Here is a 15,392-nt window from a genome sequence, read left to right as displayed (position 1 = left end):
GATTTGACAAACCCGATGCGCGTTCTGTTGGTCAAGACCAGCTCCATGGGGGACATCGTGCATGCCCTTCCGGTGGTGAGCGACATCAAGGCGGCTTTCCCCGATGCGCAGGTCGACTGGTTGGTCGAGGAGGCCTACGTCCCCTTGGTGCAGGCGCATCCGGCGGTTGACAGAATCATTCCACTCGCCCTGAGACGCTGGCGCAAAAATCTCGGGTCTACAGAAACACGCGAGGAGTGGCGCGCCATGGTGCACAGCCTGCGGAGCTTTCGTTTTGACGCAGTCATCGACCTGCAGGGCTTGGTGAAAAGTGCGCTCCTCGCCCGACTGGCACGCGGTCCGCACATCGGTCTGTCCTGGGCATCTTCGCGTGAGCCCTTGGCCCCCTTGTTTTACGACCGACGCATGAAGACGCCGCTGCGCCGCACCGAAGCCGCCGTGCCGCGCTACCGTCAACTTGCAGCCTGGGCCTTGGGCTACGCACCGTCCGGTCCGCCGCGCTATGGCCTGCAGGTGCAGGCCGAGCGTCCTGCCTGGCTGCCGGGTGTGCGGCCCTTTGCGGTTCTGCTGTCGGCCACGGCCAAGCCGCGCAAGCTTTGGGCCGAGGACCGGTGGGTTGCGCTGGCTCGGTGGTTGCATCAGCATGGCATCGCAAGTGTGTTTGCATGGGGCAACGCCATCGAGCGGGAGCGCGCCGAGCGCCTGGCCGCGCAGGTGAACGCCACGCTGACGAAGCCCGGCGCGGAAAGCGGCGGCCCGCCGCAAGCCATCGAAGATGGGGCGATGGCGGCGCCCGAGGCCTTCGGGCTCGATGTCTGGATGCAGGTTCTCGCTGCATCCGCCTTGGTTGTCGGTGTCGACACCGGCTTGCTGTATCTGGGCGCCGCTGTCGGCACTCCCGCAGTGGCCGTCTACACCGGCTCATCCCCGCACAGTGTCGAATTCGAATCGGCTGGGCCATGGCGCAGCCTGGGTGACGATGACCAGCCGCCGCTGTTGAACGATGTCATGCAAGCGGTAACGAGTCTGCTCGGCTTGCCGCTTGCGGCGGTGCTTTCCGCGTCCGACCAACCGGTCGCGCCCGCAGCATGGGCTTGAAGCGCGGCATGCAGGCGGCGCGTGCTGATGGCGTCGGCCTGAGTTGATGATGCCTGGGCGAATGGCGCAATTTGCGCTCCGTCTCTACACCCTGGCTTGGCGCTTCATCGTGCCGCTCGCGGTGCTGCGGCTCATCTGGCGTTCACGCCGCGAGCCCCTCTACCGTGGGCATCTGGCCGAGCGCCTGGGCTGGTATGGCCGCAAGCCAGATGCGAAGCGCGATGGCCTCCCGGTGCTGTGGCTGCACGCCGTCTCGCTCGGAGAAACGCGAGCCGCGCAACCCCTGTTGGACGCTTTGCGCGCGCAACATCCCCGGTTGCGACTGCTGCTGACGCACATGACCGCAACCGGCCGGGAAGCAGGCGTCGCGCTGCTGCGCGAAGGCGATGCCCAGGTCTGGCTGCCTTATGACCTGCCGGGACCCATGCGACGTTTTCTGCTCCACTTTCGTCCGGACCTGGGGGTGCTGATGGAGACCGAGGTCTGGCCCAATCTGGCGCAGGTCTGCGCCGGGCTCAACACGCCGCTGTTGCTGGCCAATGCTCGTCTATCCGCCCGCAGCGCGGCGCGCTGGGCCGCCTGGGCCAGCCTGGCGCGCTCGGCCTTCGGATCGTTGACGGCAGCGGCCGCTCAAACCCGGAGCGATGCGGATCGTCTGCGCAAACTCGGCATCGCCGATGTCAGCGTGCTCGGCAATATCAAGTTCGACCGTGTCCCCAACCCCCGGCTGCGCGAACTTGGTCTGCAGTGGAAAATGCTGGTCAACCGCCCCATCCTGCTGCTGGCTTCCACCCGCGAACACCAAGGCCTGGCCGAGGAGGAATTGCTGCTCGACGCCATGCCGGCAGGCCTTCTACAGCGCGCCCTGCTCGTGGTGGTGCCGCGCCACCCGCAGCGCATGGATGCGGTGCACGCGCTGCTGCTGGCGCGTGGCTTGCGTGTCGTGCGTCGCAGCGAGGCCTTGCCGCGGGCCGACACCCAGGTCTGGCTTGGCGACAGCCTGGGTGAGATGCCGGCGTATTACGCCATGGCGGATGCAGCCTTTGTCGGTGGCAGCTTGCTGCCGCTGGGTGGCCAGAACCTGATCGAGGCCTGCGCCGAAGGCTGCCCGGTGGTGATGGGTCCGCACACCTTCAACTTCACTCAGGCAGTGGAGCAGGGCGTTGCTGCCGGGGCGGTGGCGCAGGCGCGTGATGCATCTGCGGCGTGGTCAGGCTTGACGGCGTGGCTGGCAGACGCACGCGGTCTCGGGGCGGCCCGTGAAGCTGCGCTGCAGTTCAGCGCGGCGCACCGTGGAGCCGCCGAAGCCCAGGCAGCCTGGATCGGGCGGTATCTGCCGGCGCGGCGCGCTTGATGGGCTGCCTGATGAGCTGTCAGTAAGTCGGTACCGAAGGGTCGATTTCCCGCGACCAGGCGGTGATGCCGCCTTGCAGGTTGTAGACCCTGTCGAAGCCATTTTGCACCAGGAAGTTGGCCACTTGTGTGCTGCGACCGCCGGAGCGGCACACCACCAGGATGCTCTTGGTTTTGTCCACGTCTTGCTGGCGCAGCGGGATGGTGGCCATGGGAATGTGGGTGTGCTGGAACTTGGGGTGTTTGATCGAGGCGCGCTCCAGTTCCCAGGGTTCGCGCACGTCGATGACCTGCCAGTTCGCCAGTTGCTCGGGTTGTTCGTCGAGTAGCGTGGACAGCTCGCTCACGGTCATTTGTTGAATCATGGGTGGGTCCTCAAAAGCGAAAATGTGGGGCATCGGGAAAGCCGTGCAATCTTGGAGCCATGGTGTCGAACAGGTCGACCACCTTGGACTCCACGGCGCTGGTGCGCGTGAGCAGCTGGGCGCGCATCATCGGCGCCTGACCGACGATGGCGCACAGGCGGCCGCCCGGCTTGAGCCGCTGGACGAGCGCATCGGGAATCTGCGCGACTGAACCGGACAACATGATGGCGTCGAACTCGCCCGGGGGCAGCTCCTTCGAGGCGTCCATGCAGCGTACGGTGGCATTCATCACACCAGCCTGACGCAGCTTGTGCTGCGCGGTCTCGGCCAGATCGGGGTGAATCTCCAGGCTGAGCACATGGGCGGAGCGATGGCCGAGCAGGGCGGCGAAGTAGCCACTGCCGGTGCCCACCTCCAGCACCCATTCGTGCTTGCGCACGTTCAATTCCTGCAGCAGCCGACCTTCGAGCTTGGGCGACAACATGCTTTCGCCGCCGGGCAAGGGAATGTCCATGTCGGTGAACGCCAAACTGCGATAAGCCGCGGGCACGAAGTCTTCGCGCTTGACGGCGCCCAGCAGATCCAGAACGTCTTGATCCAGCACGTCCCAGGGGCGAATCTGCTGCTCGATCATGTTGAAACGGGCACGTTCGAAGTCCATGGTTTTCAAGTTGCAGGCCAAAAAAAGACATTTTAGAGTGCGCAAGCAGACGGTGTTTGCAAGATGCGGCCTGGCATTGCGTTGACTTCATTTCCGCGCGAATGCAAGAGAGATTGCGGAGCTATGCAAGCGATCGAAAAAATCAAATATATTTTTATTATCGATTGCATGAAACTATGAAAACGAAATCACCCCAGCACGGTTTGGACATAGTCCCAGAGCCCCATCATGCCGAGTTCCGCTGCCATCAGCCTCGATCAACGCACCCGCCTTGCCGCGCTGCAGTCGCTGCAATCGCCACGCCGGCGAGGCCGGCCGTTGCTGCCCTTTATCGGTCCGGCGGTCCTGGCGTCGGTGGCGTATATCGATCCCGGCAATTTCGCCACCAATCTGCAAGCCGGCGCTACCCTGGGCTACAGCTTGCTGTGGGTGGTGTTGTGGGCCAATGGGATGGCCATGCTGGTGCAGACGCTTTCGGCCAAGCTGGGCATTGCCACCGGGCGCAACCTGCCGGAATTGATTCGAGCCCACTGGCCTCGGCCGCTGGTGCGGCTTTACTGGGTGCAGGCCGAGATCGTCGCCATGTTCACCGATCTGGCCGAGTTTCTTGGCGCAGCGCTGGGTTTTCATCTGCTCGCCGGGTTTTCCATGCCGGTTTCGGTCCTGCTCACCTTTGTCGTGGTCATGGCCATTCTGGGCCTGGAGCGGCGCGGCTTCAGGCCACTGGAGATCGCCGTCGGCAGCCTGGTTGCGGTCATTGCCCTGGCCTATGGGGTGGAGCTGTTGCTGTCCCGCATCGACTGGCTGGCTGCAGCCCGTGGGGTGGTGGTGCCGAACTGGGGTGAGGGCAAGGCCGGCTTGTATCTCGCTGCCGGCATTCTGGGTGCCACCGTCATGCCCCATGTCATCTACCTGCATTCCAGCCTGACCCAGCGCCGCCTGGTGGTGGCCGATCAACTCAAGCCGCGCCTGATGGCCGCCACACGCCGCGAGGTGATGCTGGCCATGGGCCTTGCGGGCTTGCTCAACATGGCCATGCTGGCGGTTGCCGCCGCGGCCTTTGCCGGGCGCGGCGCCGAAATGGCCGACCTGTCGCTGGCCTGGCAGGCGCTCACGCCGCTGCTGGGCCCGGCAGCGGCGGCCTTGTTCGCCGTGGCACTGCTGGCCAGCGGGGTATCGTCCAGCGTTGTGGGCACGTTGTCGGGCCAGGTGGTGATGCAGGGCTTCGTCGGCTTTTCCATTCCGCTGTGGCTGCGCCGGGTACTCACCACCGTGCCGGCGGTGGTGGTGATCGCCCTGGGGGTGGACCCGACCCGGGCGCTGGTGTTCTCCCAGGTGGTGTTGTCTTTCGGCATTCCTTTCGCACTGGTGCCGCTGCTGGTGTTCACCGGCCGGCGCGAGTTGATGGGGGCGCTGGTGAATTCGCAACGGGTGCAGGCACTGGGCTGGGCGATTGCCGCGGTCATCATCGTGCTCAACGCCTGGCTGCTGGTCACGATGGTGTGAACGCTGATGCTGCCGCGGGGTGACGCAGCGGGCAGGCGTCGAGGGGTAACGGGAGGTAAAACAACTCGCCGTCCAATCAAGAACAATTATCATTTACGGAGACAACGACACCACCCGAATAGCCCATGAGTTCTCCCCTCGTCGCCAGCACGCCTCGTCCAGGCCTGCCCGCGACACGCTGGAAAATCTTTCTTGCCGTGCTCGGTCCTGGCCTGGTTGTGATGCTGGCTGATACCGATGTCGGCAGCGTGCTCACCGCAGCGCAAAGCGGCGCGCAGTGGGGCTATCAATTGCTCAGCCTGCAACTCATCCTGATCCCTATCCTCTATGTGGTGCAGGAACTCACCGTGCGTCTGGGCATTTTCACCGGCAAGGGGCATGGCGAACTCATCCGCGAAACGTTCGGCCCGGTGTGGGCCTGGGTTTCGGTCACGGGGCTGGCCGTGGCCACCGTTGGAGCCCTGCTCACCGAGTTTTCCGGCGTGGCAGGTGTGGGGGAGTTATTCGGCGTGCCGCGTGCCTGGAGCCTCACGCTGGCTGCCGGCTTCCTGCTGGTCATCGTGTGGACGGGCAGTTACCGACGGGTGGAGCGGGTGGCCATTGCGCTCGGTTTGTTCGAGATGGTGTTCATCTGGGTGGCCATGCAGGCGCCGATCAAGTCGCATGAGTTGCTCGCGGGTCTGGCGCATGTGCCAGTGCACGACTCGGGCTTCTGGTATTTGGTCGCCGCCAATATCGGCGCGGTCATCATGCCGTGGATGGTGTTCTATCAGCAGTCCGCCGTGTCGGACAAAGGTCTCAAACCCGAGCAGTACACCGCCGCACGCTGGGACACGGCTTTCGGTGCCGTGCTCACCCAGGTGGTGATGGCCGCTGTGCTGCTGGTGGCCGCAGCCACGCTGTGGGCCGGGCACCTCAGCCCCCCGCTCAACACCGTGGGGCAGGTGGCGCAGGCGCTCACGCCTTTCCTGGGCCAGACGCTGGGCCACACGCTGTTCGGCCTGGGCATCCTGGGTGCCGCCATGGTGGCGGCCATCGTCGTGGCCCTGGCGGCGGCCTGGGGCTTTGGTGAAGTCACAGGCTACAAGCATTCGCTCGAATACCACCCCCTGGAGGCACCCTGGTTCTATATCGTGTTCACGCTGGGCGTGGTGGGTGGGGCCTTGATCGTGGCGCTGGTGCCCGATCTGGTCGCGTTGTCGATTGGCGTGGAAGTGATGAACGCACTGATGCTGCCCCTGGTGCTGGGATTCCTGGTGGCCTTGGCGGTCAAGGCGCTGCCGCCCGAACACCGCCTGCGCGGCTGGTATCTCTGGGTGGTGCTGGCCGTGGTGGTGCTGACCTCCGGGCTCGGGGTCTATGGTGGCTTGAGCGGCGTGTTCTGATCCCCTGCAGGTTGCAGAGCTGCCCAGTCCGCTGAATGCGGTCCTGGGTGCGGCCTGCGCCGCCCGTGATAATGCGGTCTTTTGCTCACAAGCCGCATGGACACCCACACCGCATTCGTCGCCATCATTCTCGGCTTGGTCGAGGGCATCACCGAATTCCTGCCCATCTCCTCGACAGGCCACCTCATCCTTGCCGCCAGCCTGCTGGGCTGGGTGAGCGACAAGGCCAAGGTGTTCGAGATTGCCATTCAGAGCGGTGCCATCCTCGCGGTGATGTGGCATTACCGTGTGCGCCTCATCGGTGTGGTGGAAGGCCTGACCTCGCGCCAACTGGCCCGGCGCACTGCCGCCTGGCGCTTCAGCCGCAACCTGCTCATCGCCTTTCTGCCCGCGGCCCTGCTGGGTCTGGTGTTCGCTTCCGCCATCAAGCGCCATCTGTTCGCGCCCGTGCCCGTGGCGCTGGCCTTCATCATTGGCGGCTTGGTGATTCTCTGGGCCGAGCAGCGGCAGGCGGCCAGGGCGGATGCCATTCGTGTGCGCACGGTGGAGGCCATGACTGCGCTCGATGCCTTGAAAGTGGGCGCAGCGCAAGCCTTCGCCCTCATTCCGGGCACCAGCCGCTCAGGCGCCACCATCATCGGTGGCATGCTGTTCGGCTTGAGCCGCATCGCGGCCACCGAGTTTTCCTTCTTTCTCGCCATTCCCACCCTGCTGGCCGCCACCGGTTATGACCTGCTCAAGCACCGCGCGTTGCTGAGCGCTGCCGATGTTCCCGCGTTCGGGCTGGGCATGGCCGTGTCCTTCGTGTCTGCGCTGGTGGTGGTGCGCTGGTTGCTGCGCTATGTGGGCGGGCACAGCTTCGTGCCCTTTGCCTGGTACCGCCTGGCGTTCGGCGCCTCGGTGCTGGTGACCGCCAAGATGGGCTGGGTCAACTGGGCGGGTTGAGACCATCTCGCCCGTTTAGCCCTTGGTGGTTTCAGCCAGAGATGGCGCGCTTCTCAAACACCAGATCCCACACGCCATGCCCCAGACGCAGGCCGCGTTGCTCGAACTTGCTGAGAGGCCGCCAGGCGGGGCGTGGGGCGTAGCCGGCGGCGGTGTTCACCAGACTCTCACTGGCTGACAGCACCTCCAGCATGTGCTCGGCATAAGGTCCCCAGTCCGTGGCGCAATGCAGATAGCCGCCAGGTGCCAGACGGCTGGCCGCGAGTTCGACAAAACCAGGCTGAATCAATCGCCGCTTGTGGTGGCGTTTCTTGTGCCAGGGATCGGGAAAGTACACATGCACGCCGGCCAGGGCATTGGGCACGACCATGTCGCGCAGTACCTCCACGGCGTCGTGCTGGACGATGCGCTGATTCACCAGCCCCAGTTTCTCGATGCGCAGCAGCAGCGCGCCCACCCCCGGCGTGTGCACTTCCACGCCGATGAAATCGCGCTCGGGCTGAGCCTGGGCGATTTGCGCCGTGGCCTCGCCCATGCCGAAGCCCACTTCCAGGATGCGCGGCGCCGTCCGGCCGAACACCGCGTCCCAATTTGCTGCGAGTGATGCGTAGGGCAGCACGAAATGCGGGCCCAGCTCCGCCAGCGCGCGCGCCTGCCCCGTGGTGGTGCGCCCGGTGCGCAACACGAAGCTGCGTATGCCGCGTGCGCGCAGCGCATTGGCCGGAGTGGAACCGGCTGCGGCCTGAACAGGCTCGGGAGATGGTGCGGCAGGCATGGCGCTGAAACTCAGGCTGGCAGGCGTAAAAAAACCGGCCGGGCCGGAGAGTTTTGCTGCAATGTGGGTGGAGCGGGCGATGGGAATCGAACCCACGCTATCTGCTTGGGAAGCAGAAGTTCTACCATTGAACTACGCCCGCTTGAGCGACTGAAACAAGGAAAATCAATAACTTAGCTTGCTTGCGATTTCCTGTACTTGCCCGAAATTATACCGTTTCCCCGCCAAGGTTTCCCTCTTGATTCCCACTGTGCTCCCACTGGAAGAGGGCACTGTCTGGGCTCAAAGCCACCTGTGACATTCAAGGTGGCTTTTTTGGGGCCTGGGCTGGCTGCCCTGGCTCTTGGATGCCCCAGAAAATCGAATGTTGCATGAAAAGGGCTGTTTTTCGGAGAAAAATCGGCGAAAAACGAGCTTAAAGTTGTTTCCATGGTTCAGAAGAAAGGATGGAAGCCATGGAAGCCAAAGATTGTTTTGATGAAGCGCCATTTAATGCTCGCAAAGTTGCCCGCGACGTTCACTCGGCCTTGGCACCTCTTGGCGTGGTGCTGGCTGACCTGGATTTGATGGTGAGCGATGCCCAGCGCCTGGCTGGTGCCTGCCAAAGCCACGGCTGGAAGGACATTGAGGCTCGCGACCTGCTGCATGAGTTCGCCGCAGACGCGCTCACGCGCTCCTGGGCCTGGAGCGCCTGGCTGGGGTTCCGGTTCATGCTGCTTAGCCATGGCCGGGATACTAAGGCTGTACATCGTATTCGCGGGTGCAAACGTCTGGATGCACCGGCCCGCGGGGATGAGGGCCTGGCGCTGCGTGAGGTCATTGCAGACCTCCGCAGTGCTAGAGAGCGCTGGCAGGATGCTGAGCTTGGGGCTGGCGTAGAAGCGATCCTGGACTGGCTCCAGACCGGCGATCCTGAGCGGATTGCTGAGCTGCGCGGGGTCACCAAACGGCAGGCGCGCAACGATGTTTCTAAGCTGCTTGCCAAGCTGGCCAGTGGGCAAAGTTTGTTTGAAGACGGCGTCGACGGCCTCGACTTCGAAGCCTGGATGCGGCGTCCAAGCCGAGGCGGGGGGCGCAAGAGCAAGGCAGCCAAGGCTGCTGAGGCTGCGCAGGCCGCTGCCACCAGCGCGTTGTTTTGAGGGGGGTGGACATGAGCGCAGTTTTGAAGAGTGTCCCCCAGGCCGCGCCGCGCGAAGTGCGCGGCCCCCTGACCGATGTTTACAACGCAGGCCGGCTCGCGCAGCGCCACGCAGGGCGCCTGGCCTACTGTCCCCAAAGGGGACAATGGCTGGAATTCGATGGCAACCACTGGGCTGGGGATGAGATGAGGCACGTTATGCAGCACGCCATACAGGTGACCCGTGACCTGCTCGCCGAATCGCAAATCTTGATTTCGAGGGCGATGATGGCGGGCACAGATGGCGAGCGCGATAAAAAAACTGCAATCGCCCAGGGGATGCTGGAATGGGCTCGCAAGAGCCAGGCAAAACCAAGGCTTGATGCCATGCTCGGCCTGGCGAAAACCGATCCTCAGCTCACTGTGCACCAGTCAAAACTCGATGAAGACGACATGCTGCTGGGCGTGCAAAACGGCGTGATTGATCTGGAAACGGGCGCGTTCCGTGATGGGCAGGCTGGCGACTTCATCACTAGGCAAGCCGGATGCGAATGGCGAGGGGACGAAACAGAAACCTCCTGCCCCCGCTGGGAACAGTTTTTGGCTGAGATTCAGCCCGACCCGGACGTGCGCTGGTGGCTGCAAAAGTTCATTGGCTATTGCCTGACTGGCAGCACCAAGGAGCAAATTTTTCCGATCTTCCAGGGCAAGGGGAAAAATGGCAAGTCCGTTCTCATGACCATCATGACCAAGCTGCTTGGAAGCTATGCGGAGACCGTGCAGTTCGACACCTTCATAGAAAATGACAAGTCGGCCATCCGGAACGATTTGGCGGCGTTGGACAAAGTTCGGCTGGTCTTTGCCAACGAGGGGAAAGAGAGCGCGCGGCTTGATGAGGGCATCATCAAACAGATGACCGGGGGCGATCAAATCCGGGCACGCTTCCTCCACCGGGAGTTTTTCACGTACGCCCCTCGATACAAGATTGTGCTCGTCACAAACCACAGGCCGGTCATCACAGGGACCGACGAGGGCATTTGGCGTCGCCCTGTGCTTGTCCCGTTCCCCACTTTCTTTCCTCCGGAAAAGCGAGATAAAGACCTGGACAAGAAGCTGTTGGCCGAACTGCCTGGCATCATGGCCTGGGCCATGGTTGGCCTACTCGCCTGGAAGGAACAGGGGCTGGAACTGCCTCGCGCCTTGGCCTTGGCAAATGCTGAGTACCGCCAGGAAAGTGATGTTGTTGGCCTTTGGATCGAGGACCGTTGCCAGCTTGATGATCTGCCCACAGAAAGATCAGAGGTCGTTACTCCAATTGCTGATCTGTATCGGGATTACGAGATGTGGATAAGGGATGCCGGGCATCGGCCCTTGTCCTCGAAAAGTCTGGTTGAAAAGCTAACTGAGCGAGGTCATGAACGATGCCGGGATCGCAGGGGCAACCGCGCAGTGCGGGGCATCAGGCTCAGCACCGCCTGTGACCTGTAGCTCATTCATCCATCAAGCCCGCTGACCAGCGGGTTGTTTTCGGGCATTTGGCAAAGTTGAAGTGGCTGCAGCGGCTTTTTAGGAAGACGCTTACAGGCTTACAGCCCCAAAATATCCTGGCGGAATCGCGCATAGTCGAGCGCGCGACCAGGGGTCTGAATCTTCTTGGCATATCGGTTCCGCGCACGTCGATCCTCGGAAACAAATACATCGGCATCAGTGTCAGCCACGTCGACGATAACCGCATCAGAAATCTGTTGAGATGCGCCTCGATGGGCTGTGAACATCGTGCCATCACCAAGCCGCGCGAAGCCAAGTCGCGAGTGGCCCAGCACGAAAACACCGTCCGAGATTAACTCCGCTGGAAACCAATGCGGTACACCTTCAAAGGGGCTCGCCTTCAGTTGCTGAAGAAGGGTATCCGGCATGAGAACCTGAAGTTCCCCTGCACCGCAAAGTGATTGAACGCGAGACTTCGCCATTTCGTCTTGGGCAAGCTTGTCCCAGATGTTGGAGTCGAGCACGATTTTGATCATATTGGCACTTTTGACCGTTTGACTGATTGACAGGGTTTTGGGCAAATTCCCCAGAATTCGGCTTCATGGAGCCAATTACCCTATTTCTCAGTCAATGAGTCAAACAGTCAAAAGAAAGAGGCCAACCCGTTGGCCAGGAAGCGGGGCAAAAGCCCCGCTTTCGTCATCCGCCTCCAGCACCGCGGGATCCGAAAAATTCCGCGACGGAACACTTCATAGTCTCATAACCTATTGATTTCATTGAAAACAGGCCCACGAAAGGTCACGGTTTTGCGCAAAGGTCACAATTTTTCGGGGCGAGCTTGAGGGGCCAGAACCGGCCCCTCTGGCCAACAGCGCGGGGCGCACCACTCAACCAGTTCATGCGACGGCCAGCGTCAAATGCCCAATCTGTGCACGAGTGCTCTTGACCTTGATTTCGATGTCGTAGCCCAGCCTGTTCAAGCAGTCCATCAGCTTGCGCTCGGACAGGTTCGAGAAGTCGCCTTTGAGCATTGCTGACACCTTCGGCTGAGTAAGCCCCATCCGCTGCCCGGCCTCTAGTTGCGTCAGTCCAAGGCTGCGCATGGCTTTTCTGATCTCGATCACCAAACCAGTTTTGATCTTGAGCTTTTCAGCGTCAGGCAGTCCAAGGTCGGCGTACACGTTGCCGGAACCCCGCTGCACTTCGATTCCATCAATGAGTCGATTTTTCATTTTGCAACTCCTTTACAAGTGTCTCAGCTACTTTTAGCCGAGCTTGAATGATGTCCATGTCCGCTTTTGGCGTGGCGATGCCTCGCTTACTCTTTTTCTGGAAGTAGTGCAGGACGAACACCGCTTCCTTGAACTTCACTGTGTAGACCGCGCGATACGTTCCCCCGGCGTCATCCTCGACGACCTCAAGCACGCCAGCGCCGCCGAATCCTTTGAGCACCTTCGCTGAATCATCCTGATCGCCCGCCTGCGCCAAAGACAGCGCGTAACCGAATCGTTGGCGTACTGCAATAGGCAACCCCATCAAGTCTTTGTAGCTGCTCGCAATCCATTCGAGTGGTTTTTCTTCTTTGTGGGCCATGCCTAAATATACATGAAAAGGGATGACAACAGCATCGTTCCTTCGAGTTTCCGCGCACGCCTATAGCTCCACACCCTGCGCACGGCGGGGCAGATGGAGATCGAGATGGGCATCACTGGAGTCACCACGCGTACAAAGCGCAGCCGCATCCATTGGGCGAGCAGGGCGGCCGTGATCGGCAGCGTAATCGGCGCCATCAGCCTACCGTTCTGGGCGGGCTGGGCCGCCCGAATCTGGCGCTTCGAATGGCTCTATTGGCACCAGCCAGCGCCACTCGCACCACAGCACCTGGCGTTGCAAGGGGTGCTCGTCAGGTGGGCGTGCAGCACGCCCATCAGTCCGTTGGCGTGGTTCCTGACCCTGTGCACCGTTGCGGCAATTTCCTCATGTGTCTATGCATGGGAAGAGTGGTCAACCAGGCCACTCGACAACTCACAAGCAAACATCAAACCGGAGCAAAAATCATGATCATCGACATTCTCAAAGTCCATGCCGAGCGCGCGACAGCCTGGCTGGCCTTGAAAGCTCTGAAGTGGATGGTGGGGCCATCATTGTTCGGCTGGGCCATCGCCAGCCTGGCGGCGGTTGCGGGCGCTCCCAATCTGGGCGGCGCACTTGGAGTTTTCGCAGCCACGGGCCTGATTGGCTACATGGCCCGCCGCGCCTGGCAGAAGCGCCAGCCGAAGGTGCAAGCAGATGATCTGCCCAACGTACACGCACACGTGCAGATGGGCCAGTTCATGCAGAAGCCGGGCTTCAAAGCAGAACCATGGCTCAATGCCGCAGCTCAACACGGCCAAGTGTTTATTGGCCTGAGCTGGCGTGCAGGCAAAGGCAAAAAAGAGCCTGCAAAGGTTCGTGATCTGCCTATCGTCATTACCCCAGACCAAGCGCGCAAAAACCATGTGGCGATCATTGGGGCAAGCGGGACAGGCAAAACGGTGATTACAACTTCGCTGCTTGTTCAGGCTATGACAGCCGGTGATGCCGCTGTCATTATCGACCCCAAAAATGATGAATTCGCACCCGGGATTTTGTTCCGTGAGGCACAGAAACTAGGCCGTCCTGCCGCTTTCATTGATCTACGCAAGGATATTCCGCAGATTAACGTGTTCCAAGGTTGCAGCAAATCAGAGGCTGAAGTTCTGATTAACACAGCGCTGCAGCTTGAGAATTCAGGCGACGCGGCTGTAGATTTTTACCGGGGTGAAGACCGCGATGCCTGCGCAACGCTGTTGGATAATCTCACGCCAGAGCAATTTAATCTGCGCGAAATGGTGGCCGTGGGCGCCGATATTGACGAGGTAACCAGCCGCCAGAATTTCTGGCGTGCGTTGAAGGATATGGCGCGCCTGGTTGCATTCGATACCGCAGCAGGCCCTAATCTCGCGCATATTATCGAAGTTGGCGGCCTGGTTTACATCGTGGGCAGCGTTGATGATCTGCGCGTCGTAGCAGCGCAAAAGATGCTTTTGACGCGCATTGTGCAAATCATCAAGAACCGCGACAGGAACGGGGCAAAGCACGTTCACTTGTTTCTGGACGAGTTCAAGTACAGCCTGGGTCAAACGAGTTTGCGTGCACTTGGCACAATTCGCGATCAGCGGGCAACGGTTTATCTCGCATTCCAGAGCTACGGTGATTTGCACGACAGCGGTTCATTGCCCGCCAAAGCCGTTTTGGGTGCAGCCAAAGGCAATACCAGCATCAAACTGGTATTCCGTCTGGAGGATGACGAAACAGCAAAGGAACTTTCGTCGCTTTCTGGTAAATATGCCGTCGATATGGAAACCACCGGCAAAACCACGAACGCCGATGGTTTAGAACAGGGGCAATATTTTCGCCAGCTTCGGGAAAATGTTACCCCGGATATGCTTTCCACCGCCATGCCGAAGCCAGCAAATGCGCAGGATGCGCCCGTGTTTTGGATGTTCGGTAATGGCGCGCCCGTGCTTTTGGCCGCTGGCTATATGACGCCGGGTAAAACCCCGGACATTATGCCAGCGCCTGCTGTGGTGCGCGAAAGCAAAGCCGACCCGACTAAAGCGCAAACAGAAATCTAAAGGAGAAAATTATGAGCGCATTACCACCGCAAATGTCTTTTGCCGAGCGCATGCAGCGCGTGGAGCAAAAGCAAAACATCATTTTGCGCTTTCTGCGCGATGAGATTTATACGACGCAGAAAATCGCACAAATGCTCTTGGGATTATCGGAGATTCAAACCAAACGTACTTTGGTTGCCATGGAGAAGGCCGAGTTAATCACACACAAGCAGGTGCAAACGCAAAGCGGATGGAGCCCGGCCTTGTGGGGCATCACGCCGCATGGGCAGGGCATGGCGTGCGCTGATAATGAGCTTCCAAATGATCGGTACTTTCAGCCAGCGCGCGTTGGACTGTCCATCTTGCAACACACAATCGGTGTGCAGCGCCTGCGTGTTCAGGCTGAAAAGGCGGACTGGACAGGCTGGGTCAATGGGGACAAGTCAGCGGACTTCGATGCGGAATCGCGTCCTGATGCCATCGTCACCGACCCGCGAGGGGCCGTGTGGTGTATCGAATACGAGCGCACGATGAAGGTGCGCAGCAAGTACGAGGGCATTCTGTTTACCAGGCTGAAGGCAATCAAAGCTGGCAGGTTCAGTCGCGTGATCTGGGTGTCGGACACGCCCCAGGCGACCCGGTTGGTCCGCCAGGCCGTGCTCAGTCTCCGTGAGTTCGAGATCAAACGTGCCGGGGTGAAGCAGAAGATCGAGATCGATCCAGCCAGGCATCATCCCTTGCTCAGCTTCACAGACATGAGCAACTTCCCGCCCCGCTGACCGGGGCAGGATGCGTGCGCAGGGTGCGAGGCGGCATGCGAAGCACGGGGGGCCGCATCCCCCCGTCCGCTTCTCGCACGGCACCGCGCCGCGCACCAAAGGCAGCGCCTGCGGCGGTCCAAGGCATGAGGCCACCCCCCTGCCGCTGCGCGGCTGCCCTAGGGGGCACCGGGGGGTTTTCGCCCTAGGGGGCGAACCTCACTACAAGAAAAAGCGGCGGCATCGACCCTTTTCCGGACGCCCGCTTTGCGGCCATCCTACAAAGGGGCGAGCAGGGGTTTTTAC

Annotated in this window: 16 protein-coding genes and 1 tRNA gene; 10 read left to right on the top strand and 7 right to left on the bottom strand. The window is 61.2% G+C overall.

Annotation, left to right across the window (positions count from 1 at the left end):
* Positions 1-15: 15 nt before the first annotated feature.
* Both waaC and ACYCUK_RS15905 read left to right on the top strand, forming a co-directional pair.
* Positions 16-1,098: a lipopolysaccharide heptosyltransferase I gene (gene waaC / locus ACYCUK_RS15910; RefSeq protein ID WP_461595671.1), complete on the top strand. Its 1,083-nt coding sequence runs from the start codon at positions 16-18 to the stop codon at positions 1,096-1,098.
* 61 nt (positions 1,099-1,159) lie between these two features.
* Positions 1,160-2,452 carry a 3-deoxy-D-manno-octulosonic acid transferase gene (locus ACYCUK_RS15905; protein WP_461595670.1) on the top strand — a complete coding sequence of 431 codons (1,293 nt, stop codon included), beginning with the start codon at positions 1,160-1,162 and terminating at the stop codon, positions 2,450-2,452.
* 19 nt (positions 2,453-2,471) lie between these two features.
* Here the strand turns inward: ACYCUK_RS15905 and ACYCUK_RS15900 are convergent, their stop codons facing one another.
* Both ACYCUK_RS15900 and ACYCUK_RS15895 read right to left on the bottom strand, forming a co-directional pair.
* Positions 2,472-2,816, bottom strand: a complete 345-nt coding sequence (locus ACYCUK_RS15900) for a rhodanese-like domain-containing protein (protein ID WP_461595669.1) — start codon at positions 2,814-2,816, stop codon at positions 2,472-2,474.
* Positions 2,817-2,826: 10 nt separating this feature from the next.
* Complete coding sequence (locus ACYCUK_RS15895; RefSeq protein ID WP_112488461.1) at positions 2,827-3,477, bottom strand: protein-L-isoaspartate O-methyltransferase family protein; 651 nt, start codon at positions 3,475-3,477, stop codon at positions 2,827-2,829.
* A gap of 228 nt (positions 3,478-3,705) precedes the next feature.
* Here ACYCUK_RS15895 and ACYCUK_RS15890 point away from each other — a divergent pair, with 228 nt between their 5' ends.
* From ACYCUK_RS15890 to ACYCUK_RS15880, 3 genes are all read left to right on the top strand, one after another.
* The gene (locus tag ACYCUK_RS15890; RefSeq protein WP_461595668.1) at positions 3,706-4,983 is read left to right on the top strand and encodes an Nramp family divalent metal transporter; all 1,278 of its coding nucleotides are present in this window, start codon (positions 3,706-3,708) and stop codon (positions 4,981-4,983) included.
* 125 nt (positions 4,984-5,108) lie between these two features.
* Positions 5,109-6,368: an NRAMP family divalent metal transporter gene (locus tag ACYCUK_RS15885; RefSeq protein WP_461595667.1), complete on the top strand. Its 1,260-nt coding sequence runs from the start codon at positions 5,109-5,111 to the stop codon at positions 6,366-6,368.
* Between the two features lie 96 nt (positions 6,369-6,464).
* Positions 6,465-7,313, top strand: coding sequence for an undecaprenyl-diphosphate phosphatase (locus tag ACYCUK_RS15880; protein ID WP_461595666.1), 849 nt, complete (start codon positions 6,465-6,467; stop codon positions 7,311-7,313).
* A 31-nt stretch (positions 7,314-7,344) separates the two neighbouring features.
* On the opposite strand, the gene trmB is transcribed toward ACYCUK_RS15880, so the two are convergent.
* Both trmB and ACYCUK_RS15870 read right to left on the bottom strand, forming a co-directional pair.
* The gene (trmB, locus tag ACYCUK_RS15875) at positions 7,345-8,088 is read right to left on the bottom strand and encodes a tRNA (guanosine(46)-N7)-methyltransferase TrmB (protein ID WP_461595682.1); all 744 of its coding nucleotides are present in this window, start codon (positions 8,086-8,088) and stop codon (positions 7,345-7,347) included.
* A gap of 68 nt (positions 8,089-8,156) precedes the next feature.
* A tRNA-Gly gene (locus tag ACYCUK_RS15870) sits at positions 8,157-8,230 on the bottom strand.
* A 313-nt stretch (positions 8,231-8,543) separates the two neighbouring features.
* On the opposite strand from ACYCUK_RS15870, the gene ACYCUK_RS15865 reads away from it, so the two are divergent.
* Together ACYCUK_RS15865 and ACYCUK_RS15860 are read left to right on the top strand one after the other, a co-directional pair.
* The gene (locus ACYCUK_RS15865; RefSeq protein WP_461595665.1) at positions 8,544-9,227 is read left to right on the top strand and encodes a hypothetical protein; all 684 of its coding nucleotides are present in this window, start codon (positions 8,544-8,546) and stop codon (positions 9,225-9,227) included.
* An 11-nt stretch (positions 9,228-9,238) separates the two neighbouring features.
* Positions 9,239-10,693, top strand: coding sequence for a DNA primase family protein (locus tag ACYCUK_RS15860; protein WP_461595664.1), 1,455 nt, complete (start codon positions 9,239-9,241; stop codon positions 10,691-10,693).
* 98 nt (positions 10,694-10,791) lie between these two features.
* Here ACYCUK_RS15860 and ACYCUK_RS15855 read toward each other — a convergent pair whose 3' ends face one another.
* The 3 genes from ACYCUK_RS15855 to ACYCUK_RS15845 all read right to left on the bottom strand — a co-directional run bounded on the left by ACYCUK_RS15855 (position 10,792) and on the right by ACYCUK_RS15845 (position 12,286).
* A complete protein-coding gene (locus ACYCUK_RS15855; RefSeq protein WP_461595663.1) occupies positions 10,792-11,229 on the bottom strand; it encodes a hypothetical protein in 438 nt (145 codons plus the stop codon).
* Positions 11,230-11,589: 360 nt separating this feature from the next.
* Complete coding sequence (locus ACYCUK_RS15850; RefSeq protein WP_461595662.1) at positions 11,590-11,925, bottom strand: helix-turn-helix domain-containing protein; 336 nt, start codon at positions 11,923-11,925, stop codon at positions 11,590-11,592.
* Positions 11,906-12,286 (bottom strand): type II toxin-antitoxin system RelE/ParE family toxin, encoded by a 381-nt coding sequence (locus ACYCUK_RS15845; protein ID WP_461595661.1) that lies wholly within the window; start codon positions 12,284-12,286, stop codon positions 11,906-11,908. The genes ACYCUK_RS15850 and ACYCUK_RS15845 overlap by 20 nt, the downstream gene beginning before the upstream one ends.
* Before the next feature lie 93 nt (positions 12,287-12,379).
* On the opposite strand from ACYCUK_RS15845, the gene ACYCUK_RS15840 reads away from it, so the two are divergent.
* From ACYCUK_RS15840 to ACYCUK_RS15830, 3 genes are read left to right on the top strand one after another with little or no spacing between them, the layout of a single operon-like run.
* Positions 12,380-12,754 carry a hypothetical protein gene (locus tag ACYCUK_RS15840; protein ID WP_461595660.1) on the top strand — a complete coding sequence of 125 codons (375 nt, stop codon included), beginning with the start codon at positions 12,380-12,382 and terminating at the stop codon, positions 12,752-12,754.
* Positions 12,751-14,349: a type IV secretory system conjugative DNA transfer family protein gene (locus ACYCUK_RS15835; protein ID WP_461595659.1), complete on the top strand. Its 1,599-nt coding sequence runs from the start codon at positions 12,751-12,753 to the stop codon at positions 14,347-14,349. Before ACYCUK_RS15840 ends, ACYCUK_RS15835 begins: the two co-directional genes overlap by 4 nt.
* A gap of 11 nt (positions 14,350-14,360) precedes the next feature.
* Positions 14,361-15,107 carry a replication-relaxation family protein gene (locus ACYCUK_RS15830; RefSeq protein ID WP_461595658.1) on the top strand — a complete coding sequence of 249 codons (747 nt, stop codon included), beginning with the start codon at positions 14,361-14,363 and terminating at the stop codon, positions 15,105-15,107.
* Positions 15,108-15,392: the final 285 nt, after the last annotated feature.

The sequence above is a fragment of the Thiomonas sp. genome, from assembly GCF_054608695.1.
The sequence above is the reverse complement of the archived record's forward strand: the minus strand, read 5'-3'. Positions and strand labels throughout refer to the sequence as shown.

What these genes read in the sequence shown, in the direction of transcription:
- waaC (WP_461595671.1), top strand. Translation starts at nt 16, where the DNA reads ATGCGCGTTCTGTTGGTCAAGACCAGCTCCATGGGGGACATCGTGCAT.
- ACYCUK_RS15905 (WP_461595670.1), top strand. Translation starts at nt 1,160, where the DNA reads ATGGCGCAATTTGCGCTCCGTCTCTACACCCTGGCTTGGCGCTTCATC.
- ACYCUK_RS15900 (WP_461595669.1), bottom strand. Translation starts at nt 2,816, where the DNA reads ATGATTCAACAAATGACCGTGAGCGAGCTGTCCACGCTACTCGACGAA.
- ACYCUK_RS15895 (WP_112488461.1), bottom strand. Translation starts at nt 3,477, where the DNA reads ATGGACTTCGAACGTGCCCGTTTCAACATGATCGAGCAGCAGATTCGC.
- ACYCUK_RS15890 (WP_461595668.1), top strand. Translation starts at nt 3,706, where the DNA reads ATGCCGAGTTCCGCTGCCATCAGCCTCGATCAACGCACCCGCCTTGCC.
- ACYCUK_RS15885 (WP_461595667.1), top strand. Translation starts at nt 5,109, where the DNA reads ATGAGTTCTCCCCTCGTCGCCAGCACGCCTCGTCCAGGCCTGCCCGCG.
- ACYCUK_RS15880 (WP_461595666.1), top strand. Translation starts at nt 6,465, where the DNA reads ATGGACACCCACACCGCATTCGTCGCCATCATTCTCGGCTTGGTCGAG.
- trmB (WP_461595682.1), bottom strand. Translation starts at nt 8,088, where the DNA reads ATGCCTGCCGCACCATCTCCCGAGCCTGTTCAGGCCGCAGCCGGTTCC.
- ACYCUK_RS15865 (WP_461595665.1), top strand. Translation starts at nt 8,544, where the DNA reads ATGGAAGCCAAAGATTGTTTTGATGAAGCGCCATTTAATGCTCGCAAA.
- ACYCUK_RS15860 (WP_461595664.1), top strand. Translation starts at nt 9,239, where the DNA reads ATGAGCGCAGTTTTGAAGAGTGTCCCCCAGGCCGCGCCGCGCGAAGTG.
- ACYCUK_RS15855 (WP_461595663.1), bottom strand. Translation starts at nt 11,229, where the DNA reads ATGATCAAAATCGTGCTCGACTCCAACATCTGGGACAAGCTTGCCCAA.
- ACYCUK_RS15850 (WP_461595662.1), bottom strand. Translation starts at nt 11,925, where the DNA reads ATGAAAAATCGACTCATTGATGGAATCGAAGTGCAGCGGGGTTCCGGC.
- ACYCUK_RS15845 (WP_461595661.1), bottom strand. Translation starts at nt 12,286, where the DNA reads ATGGCCCACAAAGAAGAAAAACCACTCGAATGGATTGCGAGCAGCTAC.
- ACYCUK_RS15840 (WP_461595660.1), top strand. Translation starts at nt 12,380, where the DNA reads ATGGAGATCGAGATGGGCATCACTGGAGTCACCACGCGTACAAAGCGC.
- ACYCUK_RS15835 (WP_461595659.1), top strand. Translation starts at nt 12,751, where the DNA reads ATGATCATCGACATTCTCAAAGTCCATGCCGAGCGCGCGACAGCCTGG.
- ACYCUK_RS15830 (WP_461595658.1), top strand. Translation starts at nt 14,361, where the DNA reads ATGAGCGCATTACCACCGCAAATGTCTTTTGCCGAGCGCATGCAGCGC.